The organism is Micromonospora cremea (assembly GCF_900143515.1).
Taxonomy (GTDB): Bacteria; Actinomycetota; Actinomycetes; order Mycobacteriales; family Micromonosporaceae; genus Micromonospora; species Micromonospora cremea.
Window position 1 is genome coordinate 1,752,852 of sequence record NZ_FSQT01000001.1, and the last position, 26,175, is coordinate 1,779,026.

Here is a 26,175-nt window from a genome sequence, read left to right on the forward strand (position 1 = left end):
CGCCGTCGCGAACCAATTGGAGGTAGCTCATGCCAGAACTCGATCCCGAATACCTCGCGGGGGCGGCCGCCGGGAAACTGCGGCTACAGCACTGCGCCAAATGCGCGCGGTGCCGCTTTCCCGCGTCACCGCTGTGCCCGGGTTGCCTCAGCTGGGACTTCGACTGGATCGATGCGAGCGGGTGCGGCGAGCTATGGTCCTGGATCCGCATGCACAAGCCGTACTTCAAGAACCTCGACCGCGAGGTGCCCTACAACGTTGCGATGGTCCGGCTCGCCGAAGGCCCGCTGATGATCAGCGCCATCGACGGCGATGACCCTGAACTCGCCTGTGGCACGCCGTTGTCCGTCGTCTTCCGTTCCGTTGGCGGAGTACCGCTGCCATGGTTCACGGTGGCAACGACCGCCGGATCGGCCGCCAATGGGCAGTGATCGCCTCGTCGAGGTTGAGTGCGAGGAGGGCTTCGCCATCCTCACCCTCAACCGACCCGACAAGATGAACGCGGTGAATGTTGAGCTCGCCGACCAGCTCGTCGAAGCCCTCGAATCGCTCAGCAGCGTCCCCGTCGTGGTCCTCACCGGCCGCGGCAGGGCATTCTGTGCCGGCGTGGACCTCTCCAAACGTGGCGAGGTCCGCCGCACGTGGCGCGCACACCTCGGCACCGACCGCGGCCAGTACTGGGCCGCGACGGTGGAGGCCATGTACCGGCACCCGGCGGTGTTCATTGCCGCCGTCAACGGCTACGCGCTGGGCGGTGGGCTGACTCTGGTGAACGGCTGCGAGCTGGCCGTCGCCTCCGAGCGGGCCGAGTTCGGGATGCCTGAGCTCGGGTTCGGCAGCGTGCCGGCGCTGGCCGGTCCGACCACGGCGCAACGCCTGCTGCCCAAGCACGTCGCCGAGATGGCGTTCGTGCCCGGGCGCGTCGGCGCGGCCAAGGCGTTGAGCTGGGGCCTGGTCAACGAGGTCGTTCCTCCGGACGGCCTGCTGCCCCGCGCCCGCGAGCTGGCCCTGCAGATCGCAGGGCGCGACGCGGTCGCCCTCGCCTACACCAAGCGCCTGCTGCGCCGCGCCCGGCAGATGGACTGGTCGCAGGGCGTCGAGCATGGCGGCCTGGTCGCCGCCACCGTCACGACAACCAGGGACGGGTTGCGCCACGAAGCCGCGGCCGCGCTCGCCGCGGCAACGGCCGATGAAGGTGGAGCCTGATGGGAGGTGTCACCGATCGGCTTGCCGAGTTTGTCGCGGCCAACGCCGGCCGATCGTTCGGCGGTGACCATGCCGTGGCGACGAAGGCCGTAGTCCTCGACTCGGTGGGCGTGATCGCCGCCGGGGCGGGTAGCGAGGCCGGACACGCCGCACTGCGGTATGCCCGGTCCGCGTCGGTCGGCTGTTCGGCGGGACTGCGCTGGTGGGGCGGGCCTGTCGACGTGCCGCCGTCTGTCGCCGCCATGTGCACCGGAACGCTGGCGCACGCGCTCGACTTCGACGACGCCCTTCCGGGTGCCGGGCACCCCAGCGCCCTCCTGCTGTCGGCGCTGCTCGCCGACCAGCGCACACCGGTGTCCGGCGTCGCCCTGGTCTCAGCATTCATCGTCGGTTACGAGGTCAACGCGAGGCTGGCCAAGGCCGTCGGCCACCGGCATTACCTGCATGGGTGGCACACCACCGCGACGATCGGCAGCTTCGGCGCCACGGCGGCGGTGTGCGCGCTGCTCGGCTTGGACGAGCCGACCGTGCGCACGGCATTCGGCATCGCGGGCTCGCTGACCGGAGGCCTGCAACGCAACTTCGGAACGATGACCAAGCCGCTGCACAGCGGGCTCGCCGCGAGCAACGGCGTCCTGGCCGCCCGCCTCGCCAGCAACGGCATGACGTCGGCCGACGCGATCTTCGACGGCCCCCGCGGATATCTCGACATCTACTCGTTGGGTGCCTCCCGACTGGACGCCTTCGACGATCTCGGGGACCGCTGGGCGATCAGTTCGCCGGGGTCGACGGTGAAGAAATACCCCTGCGCACTTGAGACCTACCGGGCGGTGGAGGCGGCCGTCGAGGCGCGCGAGCAACTCGGCGTGCCGGCGACGGAAATCGCCGCCGTCGAGTGCATCGTGCCGCCGGGGACGATGGGCCCGCTGCGCTACCACCGGCCGACCACCGAACTCGAGGCGAAGTTCTCGATGCACTACACGGTGGCCGCAGCCCTGTTCGACGGCACCCTCACGCTCGACTCCTTCACGGATGCGGCAATCGAGCGTCCGGCCGTACGGGCACTCATGGAGCTCGTCGCCGTCCGCGAGGACGTCGTCTGTCGCCCCGAGGACCCGGAGGGCCTCAACAGCAGCGCCTCCTCCGGTGGATTTGTCGACGTCGTGGTGCGTACCCGCGATGGCCGCAGCGCGACGGCCCGCGTCACCAACGTTGTCGGCTCACCGGCCCGGCCGCTCACCGAGCAGGAGCAGCGCTCGAAGTTCACCGACTGCCTGCGCACCGGTGGTCGCGATACCGGACTCGTGGACGAGTTGCTCGCCCGCCTGCGGGATCTCGACCGCGTTGACGACGTCGACAAAGCTCTGACCGTCCTTACCCCGACGAACGCCGAGGAACACCGATGACCGATTCCCTGACCGCGAGGCTTGCCGACTTCATCGCGGATACGTCACGCAAGGACTTCCCCGACGGGATCGAGGACGCGGCCGTACGGCTCGTCATCGACACCATCGGCGTCATCCTGGCCGGGCGCTCCGGCGGCGCGGGGGCAAAGATACTGCACTATGCCGAACAGGCGTGTGGCTCGGTGGGCGGCCCGACCAACTGGTTGGGCATCCCCGTCTCGGCACCGCCGGAGCTCGTCGCGCTGGCGAGCTCGACACTCGGGCACGCGCTGGACTTCGACGACGAGCTCGCCGGCACCGGCCACCCCGCGTCGATTCTCGCCTCGGCCATCCTGGCCATGCCGACGCGGCCACTCACCGGCGAGAAGCTCATCGAGGCATTCGTGATCGGCTATGAGGCAAACGTACGAGTCGCCCACCTGGTCGGTCACCGACACTACCGCAAGGGCTGGCACACGACGTCGACCATCGGTGGCTTCGGCGCCGTGGCCGCCACGTCGAAGCTGCTGGGCCTCGACGCGGCGCAGATTCGCACCGCGTTGGGCATCGCGGGGTCGCTCGCAAGCGGCATCCAGCGCAACTTCGGGACGGAGACCAAGCCGCTGCACAGCGGTCTGTCCGCGCGCAACGGCGTGCTCGCCACGCAGCTCGCGGCGGCCAGCTTCACCGCGGCGCCGAACATCCTGGACGGACCGCGTGGCTTCACCGAAATCTACGCCGACGGCGGGGACCACCAGGACGCGCTGGACGATCTCGGCCAGAGCTGGGCGCTGCTCGCCCCGGGCGCGACCCTCAAGAAATACCCGTGCTGCTACGCAACCCACCGCCCCATCGACGCCGTCCTGCGGCTGCGGGCCGAGCACAACCTGAAGCCCTCGGACGTGGTGGCGGTGATCGACCGGGCGCCGACGTTCGGGCTGACGCCGCTCATCCACCACGACCCGAAGACTGGCCTGCAGGGCAAGTTCTCACTCGAGTACGTCGTCGCCGCGGCGCTGCTCGACGGTCAGATCACGCTCGGGTCGTTCACCGACGACATGGTGAACCGCCCCGAGATCCGTGCGCTCCTCCCTCTGCTGGACGCCAAGGAGGATCCGCGGTGCCGACCCGAGGATCCGACCGCCAAGGACAGCAGCGCCGGTACCGGTGGGTTCCACGAAGTCACCATCCGCACCACTGACGGGCGCGAACTCTCCACCCGGGTCGACTACCCGAGCGGTTCGCCGAAGCATCCGTTGAGTTGGGATGACAGCCGGGCCAAGTTCCGCGACTGCGTGCTCGCCGCCGGGCGGAACGAGGAGCGGGGAATGGCTCTGTTCGACGCGCTGCGCGGGCTGCCCAGCCTGACGGACGTCCACGCGACGCTCGACAGCGCGACCGCCTGACATAGATCTTCCACACGTAACCAGGATTGATAAGGAGGGCACCCCGATGGCTGAGAACATGAAGGGTAAGGTCGTCGTCGTCACCGGCGGCGGGCGTGGCATCGGTCGCAGCGTCGCACTGGAGGTCGCGGCGCAGGGCGCAGACGTGGTCGTCAGCGACATGTTCCGCGACGAGGATGGCAACACCGCCGCCGACAGCGTGGTCGCCGAGATCAAGGACCTGGGCCGAGGCGCGGTGGCCGTGGCCGCCGACGTCTCGATCGAGGCCGGCGGCGACGCGACCGTCCAGGCCGGGCTGGACGAGTTCGGCCGCATCGACATGCTGGTCAACTGCGCAGGCAACAACGTGCGGGCGCCGTTCGTCGACCTCACCGAGGCCCAGTGGGACTCGGTGATGGGCGTGCACGTCAAGGGGCACTTCTTCTGCTCCCGGGCCGCCGCACGGGCAATGATCGCGCGGGGCGAGGGCGGACGCATCGTGAACGTCGCCTCGCGCGGCGCCTTCTACTCGGTGCCGAAGTCGACACGCACCGAAGGCGTGCCGCACCGCTATCCGTGCGTCGTTTACAGCGCCGCCAAGGCGGCGATCCTTGGCATGACCCAGACCCTCGCGCTCGAGCTCGCCCAGCACCGGATCACCGTCAACGCGCTCATCCCCAGCGCCGACACGCAACTGTTCCCGGGCAAGGGCAGCCGTGGCGCGGGTGGCGTGCCGGGGACGATCAGCCTCGACCCCGCCTACATCGCGCCGTTCGTGGCGTTCCTCGGGACCGAGGCGGCGGCCGACATCACCGGCCGATTCGTGTACGCGACAGGCGGCGACGTCTGCTTCTTCCCGCAGCCGCTGCAATTGTCCGGCTCGTACTTCGTGCGCAAGCCCGGCAAGTGGACCGTCGACGAGCTCAGCACGACCATCCCGCCGATCGCCGCCGCGGGTCAGTCGTGACGACTGCAACCATGCTCATCGATGGGCAGTGGGTGCCTGCTATCGACGGACGCACATACGAGCGGCTCAGCCCGTACGACGGGCACCTGGTCAACACCTATGCCAACGGCGACATCGAGGACGCCCGCCGCGGCATCGTCGCGGCACGGCGCGCGTTCGATGCCGGCGACTGGCGATGGGCCTCGGTCGAGTCGCGGGCGGCGGTGCTGCGCAAGGCGGCCGTGCTGCTGCGCGAGAACAAGGACCGGCTGGCGAAGCTGCTGTCCGAGGAGGTCGGCCAGCCCAGGCAGGGCGGGGCCGTGAACGAAGCGGCCAACGCGCTGGAATACTACGCGTGGGTCGCCACCGATCGGCGGGACGAGGCAGTCACGGAGCAGCGGGCCGACGCCCTCGGGATCATCGCGCGCGAGCCCGTGGGTGTGGTAGGTGTTCTATCGGCGTGGAACGCGCCGCTGTCGGTGGTGCACAAGGCCGCTCCGGCGCTGGCCGTCGGCTGCACCGTCGTGGTAAAGCCGGCCCACATGACCGCCGGCGGCGTCCTCGAGCTCGGCCGCATCCTGCAGCGAGCCGGCCTGCCCGACGGCGTGTTCAACGTCGTCACCAGCGAACTCGCCAACGGGTCCGTCGTCGGGCACGAGATCGCAGCATCGGAGCTGGTCGACATGGTCACGTTTACCGGTTCGACCGCAACGGGGCGCAAGGTCATGGCCGCCGCCGCGTCGACCGGCAAGAAGGTCGTGCTCGAACTCGGGGGCAAGTCACCGAATGTCGTTTTCCCCGACGTGCCCGACCTCGACGCCGCGGTGGACGCCGCCTTCGACGGAATCATGAGTCTGGGCGGGCAGGCGTGCAAGGCTGGGTCGCGCCTGCTGCTGCACCGGAACATCCACGAGGATTTTCTCGCCCGGCTCGCCCCGAAGTTCGACGCGGTCCGGCTCGGCGACCCGCTCGACGCGGCCACCACGCTAGGCCCGCTGGTTAGCAAGGAGCAGCGCGACCGTGTGCACTCGCTCGTGCAGGGCGCCACCGAGGCGAAGGTGCTGCTGGGCGGTAGCTACCCGACCGACGGCCCGCTCGCCCGCGGCTGGTTCTACGAACCGACGCTCATCGATAGAGTCACACCCCAGTCGACCATCGCGCAGACCGAGGTGTTCGGTCCGGTGTTGTCGGTGCTGCCGTTCGAGAACGACAGCCAGGCCATCGAGATCGCCAACGGCACCATGTACGGTCTCGCCGGCGCGGTCTGGACCGCCGATATCGACCGAGCGCTGACGTTCGCCAAGCGCCTGCGCAGCGGCACCGTCTGGGTCAACACCTACCGCGAGTCGGGCCTGCGCAACATGCCATCGGGCGGGTGGGGCGCGAGCGGCCTCGGGCTGGAGCGCAGCAGCGAGGGCATCAACGAGTTCCTGCTCACCAAGAGCATCCATATCAGGCTCCGCCCGGGCCGTTAAGGCGCCGCCACACCGTGGACGCGCGCACAGAGGGAGGGAACCACCATGGAGGCCGCCCCGTCCGACCCGATCCGTGCGCTGGTGCACCACGCCTGCACGGCGCGCTTCACCGACCTGCCGGAGCAGACCGTCGCCGCCGTCCAGCGAGCGATGCTCGACACGGTCGGCGCCGGAATCGCGGGAACCTCCACGCCGATGGGCCGGATAGTCACGGCCGCGGCGCTGGAGACCGGTGGCCGCCCGGACAGCACAGTGTGGGGATACCGCCAGCGCGTGCCGGCGGCCGAGGCGGCCTTCGTCAACGCCATCATGGCACGGTGCCGCGAACTGGACGACGTGCACGAGGGCTCTCCGGTCGTCGGCATGGGCCACGGCGGCCACGTGAGTGTGATGGTGGTGCCGGCGGTGATCGCCGTCGCCGAGAGCCTGCCGCACCCGGTCAGCGGCGCGGAGCTCATCACCGCGATCGCCGTCGGCTCCGACCTGATCCCCCGCCTGCGGATGGCGGCCGGATCGGCGGGGCGGCTCGGATTCGAGGGACCCGCGGTGGCGCCGTTCGGCGTCGCCGCGGCGGTCGGCCGGCTCTATGGATTCGACGAGGACACGATGGCCAACGCGATGGGTGCCGCGTACGCCCATTGCGCGGGCAACGTGCAGGCCACCCGCGACGGTGCCTGGGACGTGTGGCTCAACGCCGGCATCGCCGCACGGGCCGGGTTCGTCGCGGCCGACCTCGCCCGCCGGGGCCATCACGGCACCGGCGCGCCGCTGCTCGGCGCCGCCGGCCTCTACCCGCTCTACTTCCGCGGCGAATACCACGAGCGGGGCCTCTTGACGGAGCTCGGCCAGACCTTCGAGGGAACCCACCTCAGCACGAAGCTGTACTCCTCATGTAAATACACGCATAATCCGATCTACACCCTCACGGAGCTGGCGCGCCAGAACGGGATCACGGCAGCGGATATCGAGCGCATCTCCGTGCTGACCAACAGCCACGAGATGCGGGTCGTGGTCCTAGACCAGGAGGGCCAGCACAAGCACGAGCCTGCCACCGTGGGCGCGGCGCAGTTCTCCCTGCCCTTCGTCCTGGCTATCGCCCTCGTCCACGGCGACGTGTTTCCGGACACGCTCACGGAGGAGAGCCTGCACGACCCAGAGACGCTCGCGCTAGCGAAGCGGGTCGTCGTGCAGGTGGACCCGGCGAAGGACGAGCTGCTGAAGAAGACCGGGTATCCACCGGACGACGTCGAAATCCGGACCTGGGACGGCCGGACCGTCGCCGCCTGCCTGCCATACACGAAGGGGCACCCGAGAAACCCAGTGACGTTCGACGAGGTAGTGACAAAGTTCGAACGATGCTGCGCGTTGTCGGAGCTATCGCCGAGTGCGAACGTGCGCGCCGCGTTCGTCGATGACGTGCACGCGCTGCCCACACTCTCGGACTGCCGCCACCTCGTCGCCGACCTCTTTAGGGACGCCCACGACGACGTCCCGGTCGCCGCCACCGCGGCCTGACCGCACCGCAGCTCATCGGCGGGGTATCACCGTCGCGACTGCCTGATCCGGTTCGTGAGCTCGGCGATCTGGTTGAACTGCGCGCGCCGCCCGGACATGAGCTGGCGGATCGGCGCCCCGATCAGACCACCCAGCACCGACGGCAGTGACGCTTCCATGCCGGCGATTCGTTCGGCGCGGCGACCACGCGCCGGTCGCTGGCGAACCGGCCGGAGGCGCCGTTCACGCCGACAGTCGCGACCCGGCCGGGTGAGCTGGTGCACATCGACTCGCCGGCCGTCTTTCCTTGACCGATATCGGTGAGGTTGGGGCCCCACTTCCATGGGGATCGTCGGCGTAGCCAGCTCATGCCTATGGTGTTGGCATGGCTTGCCGAATAACTGAGTTTGTGCTGGACGCGCATGACCCTGACCTGCTCGCCCGGTTCTGGTGCGAGGTCCTCGGCTATATCGAGCTGGACCGCACGGACGACGGCGACGTTGAGATCGGGCCGGCCGGTGTCGGCTTCGGCGGTCCGGAGCCCACCATCGTGTTCAACCGAACCGACGAGCCCAAGACAGCCAACCTACGCCTGCACATCGACGTCAATCCAACCGACCGCGACCAGGACGCCGAGCTAGAGCGGCTGTTCGCGGCCGGTGCCCGCCGAGCGGAGATCGGTCAGACGGGAAACGAGAGTTGGCACGTACTCGCCGACCCTGAGGGCAACGAGTTCTGCCTGCTGCGGTCGCGCGTGGCGCCGATATAGCGCGGATCGCTTACGCGAGAGCCGGAATACGGCGGCCACGAGATCGTCGAAGGAGAAACGCCGGCGACACGGGGTCATTTTTCACGCGTCGTCGACAATAGCTGGACGGGACCATTGACGTGCCTCCTTCGCTGCCGCCCTATCACCGCCCTCGTTGAACCCGGATTCCGCAGTTCATGGTCAAACGATCATCGGAATCCGGGCGGATCAGGGGCGGGTGCTGGTACGAGTGTCGGGGAAGGTGAAGCCGTCGCTGGCGAAGAAGGTCGAGGCGGCGCTGGCCGGCCTGTGACCAGCACACGACCGTGGTCCGCCACAGTGCTTCGCCCTGGGGACGGGGCATCGTCTACGCGCGTTGACGCGGTCGTCGCAGGCGGTGGCGGGTCTGGTGCAGCGGGCGAGGATCGTGTTGCTGGCTGCCGAGGGGATGGCGAACGCGGCGATCGGCCGGCAGGTGGGGGTGTCGACACCGACGGTCCTGGCGTGGCGTAACCGGTACGACGCGGGCGGGGTCGATGCGCTGGCCGACCTGGAGCGGTCCGGTCGTCCGGCGGTGGTCGACGAGGTCGCCATCGTGGTGCGGACCGTGTCCGACGGCGGGCGGCCACCAGCGGATCTGGGCGTGACGCACTGGTCGGCCCGGTTGCTGGCCGACCAGTTACGCCGGGAGGGCCTTGCGGTCAGCTTCGCCACTGTGTCACGGGTCTGGCGCAAGTGGGGGCTGCAACCACACCGATCCGAGACGTTCAAGTTCTCCACCGATCCGCAGTTGGAAGCCAAGATCCGCGACGTGGTCGGTCTGTACTTGGACCCGCCAGCCGGTGCGGTGGTGCTCTCGGTCGACGAGAAGTCCCAGGTCCAGGCCCTCGACCGGACCCGCACCCTCGGGTGAAGCTGCACGTCGTGGCGGACAACTACGCGCCGACATCGCTCGGGAGGTGGCGGCGCCGCTATGCGGCTGTGCGGCATCCTCCAGGCCCTCATCCCGGCCGTGACCCTGTTCGGCACGGAAGACGAGGTGCGGCAGGCCGCCGCACAGGCCAACACCCGGCTCCAGTGAGCCGCGCCCTGCCCGCCAGCGCCACCAGCTGGGGGACAGGGTACGCAACGCGCTGGGTGGGAGGTGGTCAGAACTGGCCATAGAGTTAGGGCATGGCCAACGGCGTCTTCTACGTCCCCCTCGGCATCGAGCTCGACCTCACCAGAGACGACCTCGGCCACCCCGCTCACACCGACCTCTGGGGCCGGATCTACCGGCAGCCCTACCGCGACGGCGTCCTCCAGTGCCTCGAGTGCCGGGAAGCCGCCCCCGACTGCCCTGAGTGGATGTTCCTGCGGGTGCGGAACGGGCGCCGTGAGGCCGTCCACCACACCACCGGCCTCCGCGAACACGGCGCGCCGGAAAGCGACGCGCACAAGGCCCTCAAGGAGCGCATCGCCACCGCCGCCACCACCGCCGGATTCGAGGCCGTCGTCGAGGACAGCCCCCAACACCGCCAGCGCCGCACCGACGTCCTGGTCCGCGGTACCGTCACCCTCGGCTGCGAGGCGCAGCTGTCGTACGCGACCGCCGCGTCCGTCCGCAAGCGCACCCGGGTCGCCGTGGCCGACGGGATCACCCCTCTCTGGACCACGACGGACCGCAAGGCCCAGCTCATCGACCAGGCCCCGTGGGCGCGCATCGACCAGATGCCCTGGCACCAGTACACCACCGATCCGCTGCCCGTCCGAGGTGGTGTCCGCGCGCTCGTCCGCGAGCAGTGCCACCGCCTCGGCACCGTGTGCCCCGACAAGAAGGCCGGCCGCCGCTGCTCCGGCTGGCACGGCCGTTGGGACGTCCGCCAGGTCCCCTTCGACGACCTCATCGCCCGCGGCGCTGCCGGCGAGCCGGTGCCGTACGCCGACCTCAAAGGCAAGCGGGTCGCGCGCTGGTTCTGGGTGCCGGCCGCTGACGCCGAGGAGGTCACGTACGACGACGAGCCGCCGGCCGACGGCCAGGTCGTCGACGCGGAGACGCGCGCACACCGGCGGGCCTTCAACCGGATGTGCGGCTACCTCGAGGAGTCCGACGTCCGCTCGACGAGCACGGTCCGGGACACCGGCGAGCAGGTCTTCGCCACCTTGGCCAACCCGCTGGCGCCGCAGCTGCTCACCCCGCCGCCGATCGTGATCGTCCGCCCGGGGGTGTGCGGCCGGGCGAACGGCTGCACGAAGAAGGCGCGCCTCTACCCGGGCGGCTGGGGCTGCGACGACCACAAGCCCTGACCACGCCCTACGGCTCGCCGAAGTAGCCCTCTTCCTCGCCGCCCCAGCGTACCGAGCAGAGGGGACACCCGCCCTGCGCTGGCGGTTGGAGTGGCGCGGCCGCGACGGGCCACTGCGCTCGCTGGGGACGGTGCTAACGGTCTGCCCGCCGCGGCACGTCGGCTTGACACCCAAGCACCTGCGGCCGATTGACCAGGTCATCGAAGACCTCCACGCTTGATCAGTTCGCTTCCGTCCGCCCCCCACGGGCCGGCGCGGTGGCTGACTGGTGTGCGGCAGGCGGAAAGGACACACGACCCCCCATGACGACGCGATACAACCCACCGCCGAACTGGCCCCGGCCCCCGGCCGGGTGGACGCCCCCGGCCGGCTGGACGCCGGACCCGGCATGGGGCCCTCCGCCGCCGCAGTGGCAGCTCTGGGTCGACGAGGAGATCCCCCTGTTCGGCGCCCGCGGCAAGGCGCGAGAGTTGGCCGCCGAGAACGGTGAGCTGCAGAAGAAGCTGACCGCGTGGCATGCCGAGGCCACCAAGCTGCAGGGCCAGCTGAACCAGCGTCAGGGTGAGCTCACCCAGCTGCGAGGCGAGCACGACCGTCTGCAGTCCGAGATGCGGCGCCTGGGGCAGATGGCGGCGTTCGAGCTGGAGCAGTACCGCGACCGGCTGACGCAGCAGACAGCCGAGCTCGAACAGCGAGTGGGCGCGCTGAGCCAGCAGGTGGTCGTCACCGAGGAGACCGTGCTGCTGCAGGAGGTCGGGGTGTACGAGTACCGGCACCCGCTGACCGATGCCGTCGCCTACCAGGGCAAGCTCGCGACCTTCCAGGACCGGATCAAGGCTATGGCCATGAAGGATGGCGGCGCCGTCCAAGCGGACACCCGCTGGACCGTCTCCGGCTCCGAGGCCAAAGGACGGGCCATGATCCGGGACTACTCGAAGCTCGTCCTGCGCGCCTACAACGCCGAGGCCGACAACCTGGTCCGCGGCCTCAAGCCCTACAAGGTGGACTCGGCCATCGAGCGCCTGAACAAGGTGGCGGAAACGATCGCGCGTCTGGGCAAGTCGATGGACATCCAGATCTCCAACGACTACCACCGCCTACGCAGGAAGGAGCTCGAGCTCACCGCGGACTACCTGGCGAAGGTTGCCGAGGAGAAGGAGCGGGAGCGGGAGGAGAAGGCGCGCCTGCGCGAGGAGCGAAAGGTCCAGCAGGAGATCGAGCGCGAGCGCGCACGCCTGGAGAAGGAGAGGCAGCACTACGCCAACGCGCTCGCCGCCCTTCGGGCCAAGGGTGACGCCGAGGGCGTGGCCCAAATGGAGGAACGCCTCGCCGAGGTCGAGGCGGCGGCCGAGGCCGTGGACTATCGGGCCGCGAACGTCCGCGCCGGGTACGTCTACGTGATCTCCAACATCGGGGCTTTCGGCGAGCATATGGTGAAGATCGGCATGACCCGGCGACTCGACCCGCTCGACCGGGTGCGAGAGCTCAGCGACGCCTCGGTCCCGTTCAACTTCGACGTGCATGCCCTGTTCTTCTCCGAAGACGCCGTCGGCATCGAGACCCAGATGCATGCCCGCTTGGCGGACCGTCGCGTGAACCTCGTCAACCAGCGCCGCGAGTTCTTCCACGTCACCCCTCAGGAGGCCAAGACGCACCTGCTCGCGCTGACCGGCAACCTCCTGCAGTACGACGAGGTGCCTGAGGCCTTGGAGTACCGGCAGAGCGTCACTAGTGCGCGGGTGGAGCCGGTGAGCGGCACCAGCAGCGCGACACCTGGCGACGGCCCCAACGCCTGACCGGCCAGGTTCCGTCCGACCCGACAGGCGCGGGCCGGCGCGGTGGATGACCGATCAGCGGCAACCAGCACCGAAAGCATCTGCTCGCCGCGCCGCGAGCGGACAAGACCCTGGCGGCCGAGGGCCAGCCCGCTGCAGAGTGATCATGGAGACGCTGGCGGGGGAGAGGCGGAGGAGCCGTCACCCTCGCCGCCAGCGAGGGACCAGGCGTCGTCGTGTTTGAGGTGTCGACCGTCGCCGCACAGGCCGACGCCCGCCTTCAGTAGCCGCAGAAAGCTGGCAGGCACGGCAACCAGCAACGGAAGAAGCCCGCCCACCGAGAAGTGGGCGGGCTTCCTCGTGCCCTAGCTCAGCTTCCACTCAGCCGGTTGACCCCGGTTCCCCTCTCCCTCGTACACCGCCACGAACGGCTTGCCCTTCACGGGCACCGTGAAGACGATCCACCCCTTCACGCACCGGCCCGGCTTAAGGGTCTTGTAGTTGAACGGGTACTCCGCAGCGACGACGTTGGACCACTTGTTGTTGTTGGTCTTACCGTCCGACCATTCCAGGGACCAGGGGGCGACATTCACCTGCCGTGGCTCGCTCGCGGTGGCCAGGTTGCAGGTCCGCACCTCGAGCCCACCGAAAGTCGCACCGTCAGGGGGTTCCTCGCCGATCGGCTGCGTGTACCGCAGCACCGTGGTGGTCATGGTGTTGGTCCGAAGGGTGAAGGTCTTGCCGACGGCGAGCATGTCGTCCTGACTCGGGCTGGCCGACGGCGACGCGGTCGGCGTCGATGAGGCCGGGGCCGCGGACGTTGGGCCGAGCGTGGCGCTGGTCGTAACGGGATCCTCCGCCCCACGGCCGCACCCGGCGAGCACAGTGACCAGGGCGAAAGCCGCGGAGTATTGGCGGGCGCGAGTCATGGCGGGGACCGTACCAGTCGAAAACACCCCGGCATGGGTGATTCGGGAATTCCGCTCATATGCCAGCCTGACCGGCTACGTCTCGCCGAAGTAGCCCTCCTCCTCGCCGAGCAGCAGCGGCACGTCGTACACCGACATGTCCGGTCTGGCCCGGGGCGTAGTGGACCCTGTGGCGCCATCGCTGGTGCTCGAACGCGACGTCCGCCTCGATTTCCACCACCACCGTCGGCTCGACCTGCACGTACCGCAGCGGCTCCGGCCGCTCCAGCTGCCCCGACCACGACGCGGGCAGCGGCTCCGGCCACGGGTGCGCCACGGGGGCGCCGCGGCGCTGGGTGGCCCGCAGCGGAGCCAGCAACCCGCCGAGCTCCTCCCGCTGGGGCGGCCAGCGGGAGGGTGCGGCCGGTGTAGCTACGCCCCGGCTCCAGTAGTCGCACCGCCCTGCCGGCGTTACCTTCCCGGCATGCCATCCGGGGACGCTCGCTCGTCTGGGTGACCGCACCCCATGGCCCGCCGCTGACTGGATCGACCATTCAAAACTGTCAGAGAGCTCAGCTGCCGCTGCCGTTCACGACCGCGGCGTGCTGACGGCCGAGCGAAGTCTACTGATTGGCTTGATATGCATGCCCGAGTTTAGGATCGATCACTTTTCCAACGCTCCCGCGACCCGAGGGGTATGGGTCGAACTGTACGTGTCAGAAGCGTCTCCAACGGTGCCCGGACAATATCCGGTCGCCCTCATGGTGCACGGCAGGAGCGTTCCGTCCCTTCCGGTTTTCAAATTCGGCGCGGATGTTGGCCCTCATGTCCGATACAACTGGGCCAAATACCTCTCCAAGCACGACGTTCGGGCCTTTGTCATGGATCTGCAGGGTATGGGCTTATCAACTCGCCCGTACGAGATGAACGATCCTCGCAATGTGATGGTGGCCGACCGAAGCAAGCTCGTCCCGCCGGTGAGCCCAACCGAGCCGTACCCGTATCCGCATCCGCTGACGGATACGGACAGCGAACTCGCGGAAGTCCGCAAAGTCCTCGACTGGATCTACGACTACACCGGCGTGCGTAAGGTGCATCTCGTCGGCTACTCCGCGGCGTCCTTCGCCCTCGGACGACTCGCAATGACGAACCCGGAGCGAGTCGCTAGCTTGTTCCTGCTCGCACCCGTCTTCCCGCCCTACGGCCTGAGCGCACGGCCGATACCGTACCCCGTCGGCTACCCGCCAATGAGGGTTGTGAACAAACAGGAGATGATAACCTCGTGGAACAATGACGCTGCTTTTGGGGCGCAGCGGCAGCCCGGCATCGACGACAAGATGTGGGGTTGGACCGCGATGTGGGACAGCACCGGCAGTCATTGGGGTAACGTGTCGCGGTACCCGAATACTCTGCGGTGGGGATGGAACAAGGCGGAGGTTCAGAACAACCAGAACCTCGGCATCACTGTGCCCGTGGCCATCGTGCGCGGAAACAGCGACTCGCAAATAATCCTGCCTACAGACCCTACAGATCCTAATCGCCGTCTGCCTGCCAACTTCGATGACCCCGGCTTAACAGAGAAGGCAGGCCCGCCCTTCAACGCCAAATGGCTGTACTTCGCGATTCCCGGCGCCAAAAAGCTGTCGATCACAATTTACAACACCGGGCATTTCATGCCCTGGGAAACCCAGCACGATGTCCTGCATACCTACTCGGCCCAATGGATCAAAGGCGGGTCCGTCGACGGGTACAGCCAGGGTATGTTCCTTCGGCACTGGTCCTCCGGTCAACTCCTCCCTACTGCTTAGTTAGTAGCGGTGCGACCTCGGCCCCAGCAGACGGATCGGTCATCTGAGCCTCCCCGCGCCACACACCAACTCTGTTGAGTGCGCTGCTACGTCTCGCCGAAGTAGCCCTCCTCCTCGCCGAGCAGCAGCGGCACGTCGTACACCGAGGTGTCCGGGCGGGCCCGCGCGTACCGCACCCGGTGCCGCCACCGTCCGTGCTCGAAGGCGACGTCGGCGTCGATTTCTGCCACCACCGTCGGTTCCACCTGCACGTACCGCAGCGGCTCCGGCCGCTCCAGCTGCCCCGACCAGGACGCCGGCAGCGGCTCCGGCCACGGGTGCACCACGGCGGCGCGGCGGCGCTGCAGAGGGTTCAGCGGAGACAGCATCCCGCCGAGATGCTCCCGCTGGGCGCCGGTCAGCGGGTGGGTTCGGCCGGTGTACCGCAGCCGGCCCCTCCGATCGAACCGCCCGAGCAGAACGGTGACGGGGCTGCGCATGCTGCCGGTCACCCCGCCGACGATCGCCTCGGTCACGAGCCTGATCCGGAACTTCCACCAGCCGCGCCGGCCCAACTCGTACCTGGAACCCAGCCGCTTAGTGACCACGCCCTCGATGCCCGCCGCGACGGTCCAGTTCACCAGCCAGTCCGAGACCTGCTGCATGTCGGTTGTCTGCGGAGTCAGGGTGAGCTGCGTCGGCGCGTCGACGAGCAGCTGCTCCAGCCGGGCCCGCCGCTCCGACAGCGGCAGGTCCAGGATCACCTCGCCTCCGGCGTCCGCGAGCAGATCGAACAGCACGTAGTGCGCCGGGCACTCGCGCGCCAGTCGCAGGAGGCCGCGGCCGGCGGTGATCCGGCGTTGCAGCTGCGCGAAGTTCGTCCGGCCGCGCTCGAAGACGATCAACTCACCGTCGAGCACCACACCAGCCGGGATCGCCTCGCGGATCACCCGGGTGATGTCCGGGAAGTAGGTGGTGAGGTTCCGTCCGGCCCGCGACTGGAGGTACACCCCATCGCTCTCTCGAAAGGCGAGCAGACGCCAACCGTCCTTCTCCAGACTCGCCGGTGTCTCATGAGACAGCCCTCGTTGGCCGCAGGGTTCGGTGCGCGACCTACGCTCGTACTGTCGACCTTTGTTGAAGCGGAACGACGACGGACGAGGTGTTCATAGCTTGCCTGCGTAGCGTGGTGTTTTCCGCTGCGAGGGCGGCGATGACGGTGGCAGCGGCATCGACCTGATCTTGCAGTTGGCGGCACCTTCGGCGGCTGGCTTCCAGGCTGCTTCGTAGATCGTCGAGTTCTTCGCCGCGGTGCCGTGAGGCGGCCCCGGCGAGGCTGTTTGCTACCCGAGCGTCCCATTCGGCGAGGATGTCGGCGGCGCGGTTCATGGTGGCGCGGCTGACCTCGGCCTCGCGCCAGAGGTTGTTTTTGGTCAGCTTGCCGTCGGTGTGAATCGGCTGGCCGTCGAACAGGCGCTTCATCGCCTCGCGCAGCCGTTGTTGTGTGGCTGGGGACACGGGGGCGGTCATTGATTGCTCCGCTTCAGCACTCGGTCAACTTCCTGGAGTTCAGACTCGACGCGGCGTCGATGGTTCGCGGCGATCTTGCCCTCGGCGAGTATCCGGCCCAGAGCGGATCGCTCTGCGGTCCAGATCGGGATGTGTTCGGGGGCGATGACGCTGTTGGGACAACGTCCTGGCTGGCAGCGGTCGAGCAGTGGTCCGCGGTGGCCGTCGGGGATGATCGCGTCTTCGAGGCACTTGGCGCCGGCGGGGTCGTTGTCGTTCATGGTGCAGTGGTTGAGTTTGCCGAAGCGGATGGAGATGCGGGTGCGGCGTAGCAGGTCGTGTTCGACGCGGATGTCGCCGCGCCGGGCTTGACCGGTGGCGCGCAGGCGCTCGGCCTGGTCGCGGACGGCGGTGAAGGCTTCGCGCATCCGGTCGGCGCCGGGCCCGTAGCCGATGTGCTGGCCTGCGGTGTCGGCGTTGAAGAGTTCGGTGAGGCGGTCGAAGCGGTGGTCGGCGATCGCGGTGTCGAGGTGGCGTGCCCAGGACGGGTCGTTGTCCATGTAGCTGCCGGTGACGCGGTTGGCCAGGGCTCTGGTGGTGACGTGCTTGAGCTGCATGCCGACGGCGATCTCGGAGCCTGGGAAGTCGCGGGTGAGCATGGCCATGGTGCGGCGGAACATGTGCGGGGTGACGTTGCCGTCCGGAATTTCTTCAAGGCCGCTGACATGCCGCCAGCGGTTGATGTGGTTGATGAGGTCGTCGATGGCGGCGATGCTGGCGAAGCTGTCACCGGCCCACCGGTCACCGACGGAGGCGAACGTGAGGTGATCGTGCTGCGATAGTCGCCCGGCCAACTCGATCGCGCGGGCGACCGGCGGAGTGATCCACCAGTGTTTGATCGGAAGGTCCGGGTCCAGCTTCTGCTTTGTGGATTTCACCGCGGGGCTGCCGTAGTGCTCGACCAGGGCGTCTTTGGTGATGGCCCGCAGCTCGCACTCGCGCATCATGGACAGCGCGGCGGTGAACACGAAGCAGGCGTTGCGCAACATGACCTGCTCCACCTGCAGCTCGGTGGGGCCGAGGCTGTCGTGCCACGGTCCGCGGCTGCCGTCCGGCCGGCCCACCTCCACCAGGTCCGGTAGCAGGCCCGGGTGGGTGCGCCCTTCGACGACGAGACGTTCGAGGGCTTTTCGGCGCCGGCGGCCGTGGGGTGTGGAGTTCTGGAAGAAATCCGGCGGGACGCCGATGATCCGGGCCAGCAGGCTGAGGTTGATCTTCGGCCCTGGGGTTTCGCTCGGCCGGGCGCGGCGCGTCGGGATCGTGTTCGCCGCATCCATCAGCCAGGTATCGAACCGTCCCGCCGCATCGGTGCCGGTCAACGGCCGGCTGCGCAGGTCGTCCCAGTAGGCGGCGACGCGCAGGATGTCGGGGGCGAAGACGTCGATGTAGGTCCAGCAGTTGCGGACCAGCGGGAACCACGTCTCCGGCGGGATGACCGGGGTGCGCAGCTCCGGAACGATCGGCTGGTTGGCCACGGCGTTGCTCGAGATTCCGGGCCAGGGGTCGTGCGGCAGGCCGCCGCAGGTCAGGGCCGCACGGACGCGGTGCAGGGCTTTGATCAGGTGGACGTGGTTGGTGACGGAGCCGGGCTCAGTGATCGTCTGCCGGTGCGCGATGTAGGCCTTGAAGTCCTCCGGGCTCCAGCCGCGCAGGTTCGGCGGCAGCCCTCGCTCGGCGCCGAACGCCGCCAGCGGCCGCAGGTGTCCGATCCGCTGCGTCACGGTCATCACCGCCAGCGGGTCGGCCCGCAGGTGGACGCCGGCGGCCAGGATCGCCGGGTGGCGCGGGTTGAGCCAGAGCATCGCCAGCTCACGCGCCATCAGGTTCCAGGCCGGGTCCAGGTCGTGGAACAGCACGCGGATGGCCGCCGACGGGTGGCTGGGCGCCTTGTGGACCACCCCATTGAGGTCCCAGCAGTCGGTGTCACCGAACCGGGGCGGGATCGCTCCGGGCAACAGTGGGTGCGACTGGATGACCGCCTCGTCGTCGCGGTAGAAGGCGGACGGGCGTGGGGCCGGTGAGGCGGTGGTGGTCACGCGTCGAACTCCACGGTGCTGGCCAGGGGAAGGTGCAGGGTGATGCCGTCCTCGGCGATTTGCCGTCGTGCCTGGGCGATCTCGGCAGGGGTGCGGGACTTGAGCACGTCGATCAGGTTCGTGCGGCTCTGGCCCCACAGCGCGTGGAAGTGCTGGGGCGACAGTCGCAGCGCGAGTTTGTCCAGGTGGTCGGCGAACAGCAGCAGCTGCGGCAGGTTCGACGGCAGCACGAAGGCGTTGCGGCACTCCAGGCAGCGTAGCGGCGCGACCGGGCACAGCTGACCGGGCCGGCCGAACGGCGACGCGAACGGGTCGGTGCAGTCCGTGACGCCCATGTCCAGCTGCCCGGCCCGCAGCGCCTCGACGTCGGCCGGGCTCAACCCGAGCACCGCCGCGGCCTGAGGGTCGGCCAGCGACTGGGTGGCCTGTTCGTCCAGGACGATCGGCCCGGCCAGTGCCTTGTGAAGCCAGTGCCGCTGCGCGGCGGTGACCACGTCTCCGGCGATCACCCGTAGCGTCGTGCCATGGGCGTAGTGGCCGCGGAACGTCTGCGCGGAATGGTCGTCGGCGATGTCACTGATCCGCCCCCGGAAGGCGATGGCCTTCTCGACCTTGGTGGATTTGCGCAGCCTGCGGATATCGGCGTCGCCGTCGACCGTCACGTTGTTGATCGCAAGCCAGTCGGTGAACGTCTGGCCCTTGCGCCGCGTCGGCAGCCCGACCGACAGCGACACGCCGTCCAGCGATGCCCGCAGGAACAGCGGGACCGGTGAGGTTCCCATCTGTTCGGCCAGCGGCCGGTTCAGCTCCAGCAGCGACCGGATGATCTCCGCCGCGTCCAGCCGCGGCCCCGACGGATGCAGCAGCCCGGCCGCGGCTGGCTCGCTGGAGAACGCCTGCCGCATCCGGGCGTGCGCGCGGTTCTTGCCGAAGGTGATCGTCACGCCGCGCGGGCTGAACTCGATGTCGTCCTCGGTCAGCCCGGTGATCTCCTCCGGTGCCCTGCCGGTGGCCGCCATCAGCAGGATCTTGTAGGCGTGCAGGTCCATGTTCGTCAGGAACAGCTGCCCCACCAAGTGGCGCAGCACGCCGCGCCGATCCCGCCGCGAACCTTGCAGTCCCGAGTCCTGGTGCGACGGCATACCGGCCGGGTCCGGCAGAAAGCTGACGATTTCGCTGCAGCTGCGGGCGTTGTGCGTGATGGCCCACAGCACGTTTCCCGCTTGCGTCCAGCCGCCGATCTCAGGGTCCGCGCCGGTAGCGGCCAGGGCCCGCCCGGCACGGATCCTCACCTCGGTCGCCCGCCGGGCCGCCTGCGCGGCCCGGACCAGTTTCTGCTTGTCGGCGCGGCTGAACTCATCCAGCTCGATGCTGCCGCCGCGCCGGACCCCGAGCACGCCGGCGACCCAGCCGTTCAAGTGCCCGGCGACCGGCCGATCCGGGTGCTCGGCACGCCGGGCGATCAGGGCACGGACCCGCCCAGCATGCCAGCCCGGCGTTCGTGAACCCGGAGCGTGCCGGGACGGCAGAATCCGGATCCACTCGGTGACCGCGTGATGCAGGTCCGGCTCGCCCCGTGCCAGCGACGCCGAACCAGCACCCGCGACCGTGGAACCGACGTGCGTCAGAAAGTCCTTCATCGCGGTCAGATACATGCGGCCTGCGCTCTCGCGCAGCCGTCCGGCCTGCACGAGTTCCACCCACTCGTCGGCCAACTCCGCGGCAAGCCGCGCACACGCGAACGAGGCCGGATCGAAGGACAGCACCGCCGTGGCCGAGCGCAGAGCCGCCTGGCCGGTCGCGGGCACCGTCACCCGCCTCACCCCGATCCTGGCGACAGACGGCTCCGCGGCGCGGGCTGGAGGGAATCCGGAGCGGTGCTCACCCCTGCGCGGCATCGCCGCCCCCGAGGCTCATCGTCGTCCGGGCGATGTCGGCGTAGGAGGCCCCGCCGGCGGCGGTCCAGGTCCGGAATGCCTCATCGACGTCCCGCATCGGGTCCTTCAGGTACCGGAGGTAGCGGTAGGTCGTCGCCGGACTCGCGTGGCCGAGCCGCCGCTGCACCTGCAACAACGGGTTGCCGCTCATGTGGTCCAGCAGCGTCGACATGGGCAGCTGCTGCGCCCGGCCGTCACCCAACGCCAGCCGGGTCAAGTAGATCAGCAGCCTCAGCGCGAACGTATGACGCAGATCGTGATACACCCAGCACCGGCGCGGTAGCTCCGGTCCCACCCCGCCGGTCGTCGCGGCCTTCATCCGCTCCCACGCCGCCCACCGGACCCGGTCCCATCCCGAGGCCGTGAGCATCCGCCCACCGGCGCCGATGAACACCGCCAGCGGATCGAGGCCGTCCCCGGTCTCTCGCACCGCGATCCGCCGCAGCCGCGGATCCATACCCCGGATCGACCTGGTGACCGTGCGGCCCTCAAGCACGCCGCAGACCTTCGCGCCATCCGCCTCCAGCCGGCTGATGACGAACAGGTCACGGTGGTCGCGCCGAAGCGTGCCCTGCGCCTTCGCAACGATCTCGGGCCGCTCCAGCAGCAGGTAAGGGCCCAGCAGTTCCATCGCGTCCCCCGGCACGTAGACCGAGCGGTGGTGCCCAGCTTTCGCGCACGCGCCGAGCTCGACATCGGCGGTGCGCGGCCGTCGAGCATCGAGCAGCCCCAGCTCGGGCAGCAGCAGTGTCGACCACTCCTGGATCCGCATCCCGGTCAGCAGTGCCAGCTCGCAGGCCGCGCGGTTGCGATGCGGTCGCCAGCCTCGGAAGCCCTGGTCGAGACCGCCATCGGGCGCCAGCCCGCCGAATCCGACGTCCCGGCAGTACAGGTACTGCTCAAGCTCCATGTGCCGCACCCGCATATCGCGGCGGGTCCCGCTGGCCAACGTCCGCTGCCGCCGGGTCGTCGCTCGCCATGGCCGACGGTCAACGACGCCCTGCCGCAGCAGAAAGTCGTAGAGGCAGCCGATCGCTGCCGCGTCGCGATCCCAGGCCGCCTCACCGACCGTCTGCCCGGCCTCGTCGAGCCGCCACTGCCGGAAGTCCTGGAGGTCAGCCTCGGAAGCCGACGCCAGGTCGAGCCCTCGGGCCTGCAGGAACCGCAGCAGCATCAACGCCGTATACGCGTACCCGCGCATCGTCTTTGGGCTACGCCGGTTCAGCGCCAACTCCCGGAACCAGCTGCACAGCGGCTCCACCGGCCACATCGACTCGGACAGCAGCACCGGCGTACCCGGTGCCGGCGCGAACCTCGCGAGCACATCGGAAGTCTCCGGTGCACTCAGAGCGTGTTTGAGATGGGCTGATCAGGTCCAGATGAAGGTGCGTCGGGCTGGGCGTCGGGCGGGTCGACCCCGGGTGATGCGGCGTGCGATGCCGGCGATGGCGGCCCAGCGGATGATGGCTTCGGAGACCTCGGGGTGGCGTTCGTAGTCGCGGGCCAGTCGGCGGCAGGCGGTGAGCCAGGCCAGAGTGCGTTCGACGACCCAGCGGCGGGGATGCACGGCGAAGCCGCGCTGGTCGGTGGGCTTGCGGACGATCTCGAGGGTGGTGCGCAGGATGTCGCGGGTCCAGTCGACGAGTCGTCCGGTGAAGCCCTGGTCGGCGAAGACGTGTCGGATCGGGGCGGCCATGTAGGCGCTGAGCAGAGCGGTCTTGGCGCCGTCGCGGTCCTGCCAGCTTGCGGCGAGGACAGTCACGGTGACCAGCAGGCCCAAGGTGTCGGTGACGATGAACCGCTTGCGGCCGTTGACCTTCTTCCCGGCGTCGTAGCCCCGGCTGTCTCGGCCGACGGTGTCAGCGCCCTTCACTGACTGGGAGTCAATGATTCCCGCCGACGGCTGCGGCTCGCGGCCCTGCTGCACCCGCGCCTTGATACGCAGCGCCGCCAGGAGCTTCTCCGTCACGCCGGCGTCTTCCCACCGGGTGAAGTACCAGTACACCGTCTGCCACGGCGGAAGATCCGCCGGCAGATACCGCCACGGACACCCAGCCCGCACCACATACAGGATCGCGTTGACGATCTCCCGACGAGGATGCTTTTCCCGCCGCCCGTCCGTGTTTGGCTCCGGCAGCAGCGCCTCGATCAGCGCCCACTGGGCATCGGTCAGGTCCGAGGGATAACCACGACGAGCAGACACCCGAGCCACCCTGCCCGCTGAAGATCCTCGGGGTCACGCCAACACGCCGTCCACAACAGACCTTCTCAAACACGCTCTCAGCCCTGGGGCACCACCAGCCTTACGGACCGTCCGCGCGTCTGCGAAGAACAGGTGCATTCCAGCTCCGGGCAGTCGACGACTACGTCAACCACTCAACGGCGCCAGCGTCCGACAGTAGCGGCGGATAGTCTGATCAGAATCCACTGGATGACCACGCCAGCTGACTACAGCGTGTTACCACGACGAGGGATAGAGCGCCCGGATCGCGGCTACTTGTTTCATTGACCTGCGACCGTGGCCCGGCCAGGCTTCGGTCGAGGCGCCCGGGCTGTCGCTTGCCGCGGGGTCTGCTGTTGGCGGTCCGATGGTGGGTTGATCGCGGCTTCGTAGGGTTGTGTGAACAGCAGAGCACCTTACAGATTCATCCGGCGATCTTTTCGCGGGCGGCGATCGTCGCGGCGAGCAGCGTCTCGTCCGCGCGTAGCTCGGCGTCGAAGCCGCCGATATTCAGCCCGGCCCGATGCCGCGAGGCCACGAACCGATCCAGCCGGTCGAGTATCGGCCGCGCATGCGACCCCATCGCGGCGAATACCCGCAGCACCTTGGCCGCGTATAGGTCGTCGGACAGGTACTTCGGCAGGACCTCCAGCAATTCAGCGGCTACCGCAGGACCTTCGTGAAGCCATAGTGCGCCGGCCGATTCCACCTCCCCGGATCCGTGAACCCGGAACAGGCTCCGCAGCTGCTTGTGCTGGCGGATGGTGAGCCCGCCGTGCTCGGCGAGCCAGGTCAGCAGCGCCGATACGAAGCGGCCACGGTGAAGTTCTTCCGGAAGTCCGGCGAGATACCGTTCGGCCACCCCCCGGTCCGACGTGACTTTGAGAAGGGCGAACGTCGCACCTTGCGTCCGATACTGCCGCAGCTCGGGGACCGCGGCTGCGGCGGCTGGGCCGATCCGTCCCAAGACATAGAACGCCCAGTCCGGAGTGTCGTTCTCCGCCCCCCGGAGCTTGGCGATGAGCTCCGGCACCGCGGCAGCCGCGGCCGGCCCGAACGCGGCCAGCACTCGCATCGGCAGTTCCGGCGCGTGCGAATCCGGATGTGCGGCCAAGATCTGCCGGGCAGCGGCCACCGGCGCCTCCGGATCAACGCCCGCCCGGGCAACCGCCCGGAACGCCTCAGCCAGGCGGGGCTCGTCGCTGACGGAAAGCATCAGCCGTACCAGATGCGGCACCGCTCGGTGATCGCCGACGCTGCCCAGCGCGGTGGCGGCCACCGCGCCGAGCTCAGGGTCGTCCATCACCGTCGCGAGCTCGTCGGCGGCCAGCCGGGACGCGGTCAACGACGCCGCCAGCGCGTGCAGTGCCGCCGACCGCACCTTGGAAGGCTCTTCCCTCAGGAGGCCGGTCAGCATCGGCGTCATCCGGCCGGGCGCGGCGCGCCACTCACGCATCGCCGCGACCGCCATCCGTACGCCTTCGAGCCTGGCCTCCGGGCTCTCGGCGGGGTTCGCCAGCCGTTCCGCCCAGACGCAGCAGTCGTCCTCCCGGTCGAGGCGGGTCAGCGCCCGTGCCCAGTGCTGACCCGCCGTCTCCGGAAGACGGGATCCCGGCGCGTCGAGGACACCGGCGGAGGCTTCGAGATCGGCACGGATCGCGGCGTCCAGCGCCGGCCAGGCCGCCGCGTCGTCCATGCTAAACACTGCGATGTTGGCCAGCAGCCGGATGGCCGGAACGGGATCCGACTGCAGGCGTTCCAGGATGGCTTGACGCCGCAGGACCTGGTGCCAGGGTATGGCGTCCACGAGGGCGATCCGGACGACCGGATCGGTCGAGGCGTTCAACGCCGCCATGGCCGATCAGGTTCGGCGGTGTTCACCAGTAACGTCGCCGCGGTACGCCGCACCGGCGGGTCCACGTCGCTCAGGGCCGGCTCGGCGGCGTCTGCCACCAGGGGCCAGTCGGAGTTCTGGCCGCACAACTGGTCCAGCAACTCGAACATCGTCCGGCGCGCCGATGCGCGGGGGTCGGTCGTGAAGGCCAGCAGGCGACGGGTCATCAGCCCGTCCCGGTCGGCCCGGACAAAGTAGAAAATGTGTTCCCGCTCATCGTTGCCGGGGACCAGGACGTCGCCCGAGGCGATGCCTATTTCCAACCATTCCCAGTTGGTCGGCGATGCCGCCGGCGCCGGGCCGTTCACTCTGCGAGGCGCGGGGCGCCCTTCACGTATGTCATGGCCTAATCTTGCTCGGGAGCGTTCCAGCGCGCAATGCGATCCGGTATCCGCTTCTCGGCACGTCCGGACGGCAACGGGGCCAGCTCGACGTGACGCTGCGTAACGCGCGGATTGCGGCATGACAGCGCATGTGACCTTGGGGCAGCAGGGCCGGTCGCGCCGCGCCCGGCGGACCGCACGGCACCGCCTCTTCTGGCAGGATCCGTCGGATGCGCAGACTGATGGTGCTCCTTCTCGTGATGGCTGTTGCCGGCTGCGGCGACGGTGACGCGACCGAGGCGGGAGCCACCGAACAGTTCACCCAGGGCGGCGTCAGTATGGAGCCGACGGTCAAAGCCGGCCAGGTTGTCACCGCACGGACAATAACCGGCACGTATGAGGCACGGCGCGGCGATGTCGTCCTGATCCGTTCCCCCGGCGGTCTCTGGGGTGACCGTAAGGCGCCGCTGCTCAAACGCGTCGTCGCGGTCGGCGGCGAAACCATCGCCTGCTGCGATACCTCGGGCAAAGTGACGGTCGACGGTAAGCCGCTGGCCGAGCCGTATGTGGCTGAGGACGCGTCGCTCGACGAGCCGCCGAACCCAAACTACTGCGGGCCGCGCCGGTTCGCCGCGATTACCGTGCCGGCCGACTCCGTCTTCGTCATGGGCGATAGCCGCGCCCGGTCGAACGACTCCCGGTGTGCCGGGCCGGTGCCGGTGTCGTCGGTCTTCGCCGTAATGGTCGACTGACCAGGGCACACCTGACACTTGCCACGGACGTACCGAGGCGGCCGACGC

23 protein-coding genes and 1 pseudogene are annotated in these 26,175 nt (G+C 69.0%); 14 read left to right on the plus strand and 10 right to left on the minus strand.

Translation table 11 applies throughout. From position 1 onward, the window contains the following. Positions 1–29 precede the first annotated feature (29 nt). The 7 genes from BUS84_RS08030 to BUS84_RS08060 are packed head-to-tail and all read left to right on the plus strand — an operon-like array spanning position 30 to position 7,912. Positions 30–431, plus strand: coding sequence for a Zn-ribbon domain-containing OB-fold protein (locus BUS84_RS08030; RefSeq protein ID WP_074310127.1), 402 nt, complete (start codon positions 30–32; stop codon positions 429–431). Next, positions 421–1,206, plus strand: a complete 786-nt coding sequence (locus tag BUS84_RS08035; RefSeq protein WP_074310129.1) for an enoyl-CoA hydratase/isomerase family protein — start codon at positions 421–423, stop codon at positions 1,204–1,206. The genes BUS84_RS08030 and BUS84_RS08035 overlap by 11 nt, the downstream gene beginning before the upstream one ends. Next, entirely contained in the window at positions 1,206–2,612 is a 1,407-nt protein-coding gene (locus BUS84_RS08040) for an MmgE/PrpD family protein (RefSeq protein ID WP_074310131.1), read from the plus strand. Before BUS84_RS08035 ends, BUS84_RS08040 begins: the two co-directional genes overlap by 1 nt. After that, on the plus strand, positions 2,609–3,997 hold the full coding sequence (locus BUS84_RS08045; protein WP_074310133.1) for an MmgE/PrpD family protein: 1,389 nt from the start codon (positions 2,609–2,611) through the stop codon (positions 3,995–3,997). Before BUS84_RS08040 ends, BUS84_RS08045 begins: the two co-directional genes overlap by 4 nt. Positions 3,998–4,043: 46 nt before the next feature. After that, complete coding sequence (locus BUS84_RS08050) at positions 4,044–4,943, plus strand: SDR family NAD(P)-dependent oxidoreductase (protein WP_074310135.1); 900 nt, start codon at positions 4,044–4,046, stop codon at positions 4,941–4,943. A gap of 11 nt (positions 4,944–4,954) precedes the next feature. Then, positions 4,955–6,397: an aldehyde dehydrogenase family protein gene (locus tag BUS84_RS08055; protein ID WP_074310137.1), complete on the plus strand. Its 1,443-nt coding sequence runs from the start codon at positions 4,955–4,957 to the stop codon at positions 6,395–6,397. A 45-nt stretch (positions 6,398–6,442) separates the two neighbouring features. Beyond that, positions 6,443–7,912, plus strand: a complete 1,470-nt coding sequence (locus BUS84_RS08060) for an MmgE/PrpD family protein (RefSeq protein ID WP_074310139.1) — start codon at positions 6,443–6,445, stop codon at positions 7,910–7,912. 26 nt (positions 7,913–7,938) lie between these two features. On the opposite strand, the gene BUS84_RS40610 is transcribed toward BUS84_RS08060, so the two are convergent. Beyond that, the gene (locus BUS84_RS40610) at positions 7,939–8,070 is read right to left on the minus strand and encodes a hypothetical protein (RefSeq protein WP_280175107.1); all 132 of its coding nucleotides are present in this window, start codon (positions 8,068–8,070) and stop codon (positions 7,939–7,941) included. 206 nt (positions 8,071–8,276) lie between these two features. Here BUS84_RS40610 and BUS84_RS08065 point away from each other — a divergent pair, with 206 nt between their 5' ends. From BUS84_RS08065 to BUS84_RS08080, 5 genes and pseudogenes are all read left to right on the plus strand, one after another. Further along, positions 8,277–8,660: a VOC family protein gene (locus BUS84_RS08065; RefSeq protein WP_074310141.1), complete on the plus strand. Its 384-nt coding sequence runs from the start codon at positions 8,277–8,279 to the stop codon at positions 8,658–8,660. 154 nt (positions 8,661–8,814) lie between these two features. Next, on the plus strand, positions 8,815–8,952 hold the full coding sequence (locus BUS84_RS38165; RefSeq protein WP_159450998.1) for a hypothetical protein: 138 nt from the start codon (positions 8,815–8,817) through the stop codon (positions 8,950–8,952). Between the two features lie 96 nt (positions 8,953–9,048). Continuing rightward, positions 9,049–9,540 (plus strand): annotated as a pseudogene (locus BUS84_RS08070) (IS630 family transposase); the annotation flags it as partial. Between the two features lie 272 nt (positions 9,541–9,812). Further along, entirely contained in the window at positions 9,813–10,925 is a 1,113-nt protein-coding gene (locus BUS84_RS08075; protein WP_074310145.1) for a competence protein CoiA family protein, read from the plus strand. A gap of 470 nt (positions 10,926–11,395) precedes the next feature. Continuing rightward, positions 11,396–12,721 carry an SNIPE associated domain-containing protein gene (locus tag BUS84_RS08080; protein ID WP_244298435.1) on the plus strand — a complete coding sequence of 442 codons (1,326 nt, stop codon included), beginning with the start codon at positions 11,396–11,398 and terminating at the stop codon, positions 12,719–12,721. A gap of 344 nt (positions 12,722–13,065) precedes the next feature. On the opposite strand, the gene BUS84_RS08085 is transcribed toward BUS84_RS08080, so the two are convergent. Beyond that, on the minus strand, positions 13,066–13,629 hold the full coding sequence (locus BUS84_RS08085; protein WP_143728280.1) for a DUF4352 domain-containing protein: 564 nt from the start codon (positions 13,627–13,629) through the stop codon (positions 13,066–13,068). A 713-nt stretch (positions 13,630–14,342) separates the two neighbouring features. Here BUS84_RS08085 and BUS84_RS08090 point away from each other — a divergent pair. Beyond that, the gene (locus BUS84_RS08090) at positions 14,343–15,416 is read left to right on the plus strand and encodes an alpha/beta fold hydrolase (RefSeq protein WP_074310149.1); all 1,074 of its coding nucleotides are present in this window, start codon (positions 14,343–14,345) and stop codon (positions 15,414–15,416) included. 86 nt (positions 15,417–15,502) lie between these two features. Here BUS84_RS08090 and BUS84_RS08095 read toward each other — a convergent pair whose 3' ends face one another. The 8 genes from BUS84_RS08095 to BUS84_RS08130 all read right to left on the minus strand — a co-directional run bounded on the left by BUS84_RS08095 (position 15,503) and on the right by BUS84_RS08130 (position 25,360). After that, on the minus strand, positions 15,503–16,477 hold the full coding sequence (locus tag BUS84_RS08095) for an ATP-dependent DNA ligase (RefSeq protein WP_074310151.1): 975 nt from the start codon (positions 16,475–16,477) through the stop codon (positions 15,503–15,505). A 31-nt stretch (positions 16,478–16,508) separates the two neighbouring features. Continuing rightward, on the minus strand, positions 16,509–16,925 hold the full coding sequence (locus BUS84_RS08100) for a hypothetical protein (protein ID WP_074310153.1): 417 nt from the start codon (positions 16,923–16,925) through the stop codon (positions 16,509–16,511). Next, positions 16,922–19,000, minus strand: a complete 2,079-nt coding sequence (locus BUS84_RS08105; protein WP_074310155.1) for a hypothetical protein — start codon at positions 18,998–19,000, stop codon at positions 16,922–16,924. Before BUS84_RS08105 ends, BUS84_RS08100 begins: the two co-directional genes overlap by 4 nt. Then, positions 18,997–20,814: a hypothetical protein gene (locus BUS84_RS08110; RefSeq protein WP_084757286.1), complete on the minus strand. Its 1,818-nt coding sequence runs from the start codon at positions 20,812–20,814 to the stop codon at positions 18,997–18,999. The genes BUS84_RS08105 and BUS84_RS08110 overlap by 4 nt, the downstream gene beginning before the upstream one ends. A gap of 67 nt (positions 20,815–20,881) precedes the next feature. Continuing rightward, positions 20,882–22,261: a tyrosine-type recombinase/integrase gene (locus BUS84_RS08115; protein WP_074310159.1), complete on the minus strand. Its 1,380-nt coding sequence runs from the start codon at positions 22,259–22,261 to the stop codon at positions 20,882–20,884. A gap of 45 nt (positions 22,262–22,306) precedes the next feature. Next, a complete protein-coding gene (locus BUS84_RS08120; RefSeq protein WP_084757132.1) occupies positions 22,307–23,149 on the minus strand; it encodes an IS5 family transposase in 843 nt (280 codons plus the stop codon). Positions 23,150–23,582: 433 nt separating this feature from the next. Further along, positions 23,583–25,013, minus strand: a complete 1,431-nt coding sequence (locus BUS84_RS08125) for a HEAT repeat domain-containing protein (RefSeq protein WP_074310161.1) — start codon at positions 25,011–25,013, stop codon at positions 23,583–23,585. Further along, positions 25,001–25,360 carry a hypothetical protein gene (locus BUS84_RS08130; protein ID WP_074310163.1) on the minus strand — a complete coding sequence of 120 codons (360 nt, stop codon included), beginning with the start codon at positions 25,358–25,360 and terminating at the stop codon, positions 25,001–25,003. The genes BUS84_RS08125 and BUS84_RS08130 overlap by 13 nt, the downstream gene beginning before the upstream one ends. Positions 25,361–25,605: 245 nt before the next feature. Between BUS84_RS08130 and lepB the strand changes: the two genes are divergently transcribed. Then, a complete protein-coding gene (lepB, locus tag BUS84_RS08135) occupies positions 25,606–26,127 on the plus strand; it encodes a signal peptidase I (protein WP_084757287.1) in 522 nt (173 codons plus the stop codon). The last annotated feature ends 48 nt before the right edge of the window (positions 26,128–26,175 follow it).

Coding starts and splice junctions, on each gene's coding strand:
- BUS84_RS08030 (WP_074310127.1), top strand. CDS start 30: ATGCCAGAACTCGATCCCGAATACCTCGCGGGGGCGGCCGCCGGGAAA.
- BUS84_RS08035 (WP_074310129.1), top strand. CDS start 421: ATGGGCAGTGATCGCCTCGTCGAGGTTGAGTGCGAGGAGGGCTTCGCC.
- BUS84_RS08040 (WP_074310131.1), top strand. CDS start 1,206: ATGGGAGGTGTCACCGATCGGCTTGCCGAGTTTGTCGCGGCCAACGCC.
- BUS84_RS08045 (WP_074310133.1), top strand. CDS start 2,609: ATGACCGATTCCCTGACCGCGAGGCTTGCCGACTTCATCGCGGATACG.
- BUS84_RS08050 (WP_074310135.1), top strand. CDS start 4,044: ATGGCTGAGAACATGAAGGGTAAGGTCGTCGTCGTCACCGGCGGCGGG.
- BUS84_RS08055 (WP_074310137.1), top strand. CDS start 4,955: ATGCTCATCGATGGGCAGTGGGTGCCTGCTATCGACGGACGCACATAC.
- BUS84_RS08060 (WP_074310139.1), top strand. CDS start 6,443: ATGGAGGCCGCCCCGTCCGACCCGATCCGTGCGCTGGTGCACCACGCC.
- BUS84_RS40610 (WP_280175107.1), bottom strand. CDS start 8,070: ATGGAAGCGTCACTGCCGTCGGTGCTGGGTGGTCTGATCGGGGCGCCG.
- BUS84_RS08065 (WP_074310141.1), top strand. CDS start 8,277: ATGGCTTGCCGAATAACTGAGTTTGTGCTGGACGCGCATGACCCTGAC.
- BUS84_RS08075 (WP_074310145.1), top strand. CDS start 9,813: ATGGCCAACGGCGTCTTCTACGTCCCCCTCGGCATCGAGCTCGACCTC.
- BUS84_RS08085 (WP_143728280.1), bottom strand. CDS start 13,629: ATGACTCGCGCCCGCCAATACTCCGCGGCTTTCGCCCTGGTCACTGTG.
- BUS84_RS08100 (WP_074310153.1), bottom strand. CDS start 16,925: ATGACCGCCCCCGTGTCCCCAGCCACACAACAACGGCTGCGCGAGGCG.
- BUS84_RS08125 (WP_074310161.1), bottom strand. CDS start 25,013: ATGGCGGCGTTGAACGCCTCGACCGATCCGGTCGTCCGGATCGCCCTC.
- lepB (WP_084757287.1), top strand. CDS start 25,606: ATGCGCAGACTGATGGTGCTCCTTCTCGTGATGGCTGTTGCCGGCTGC.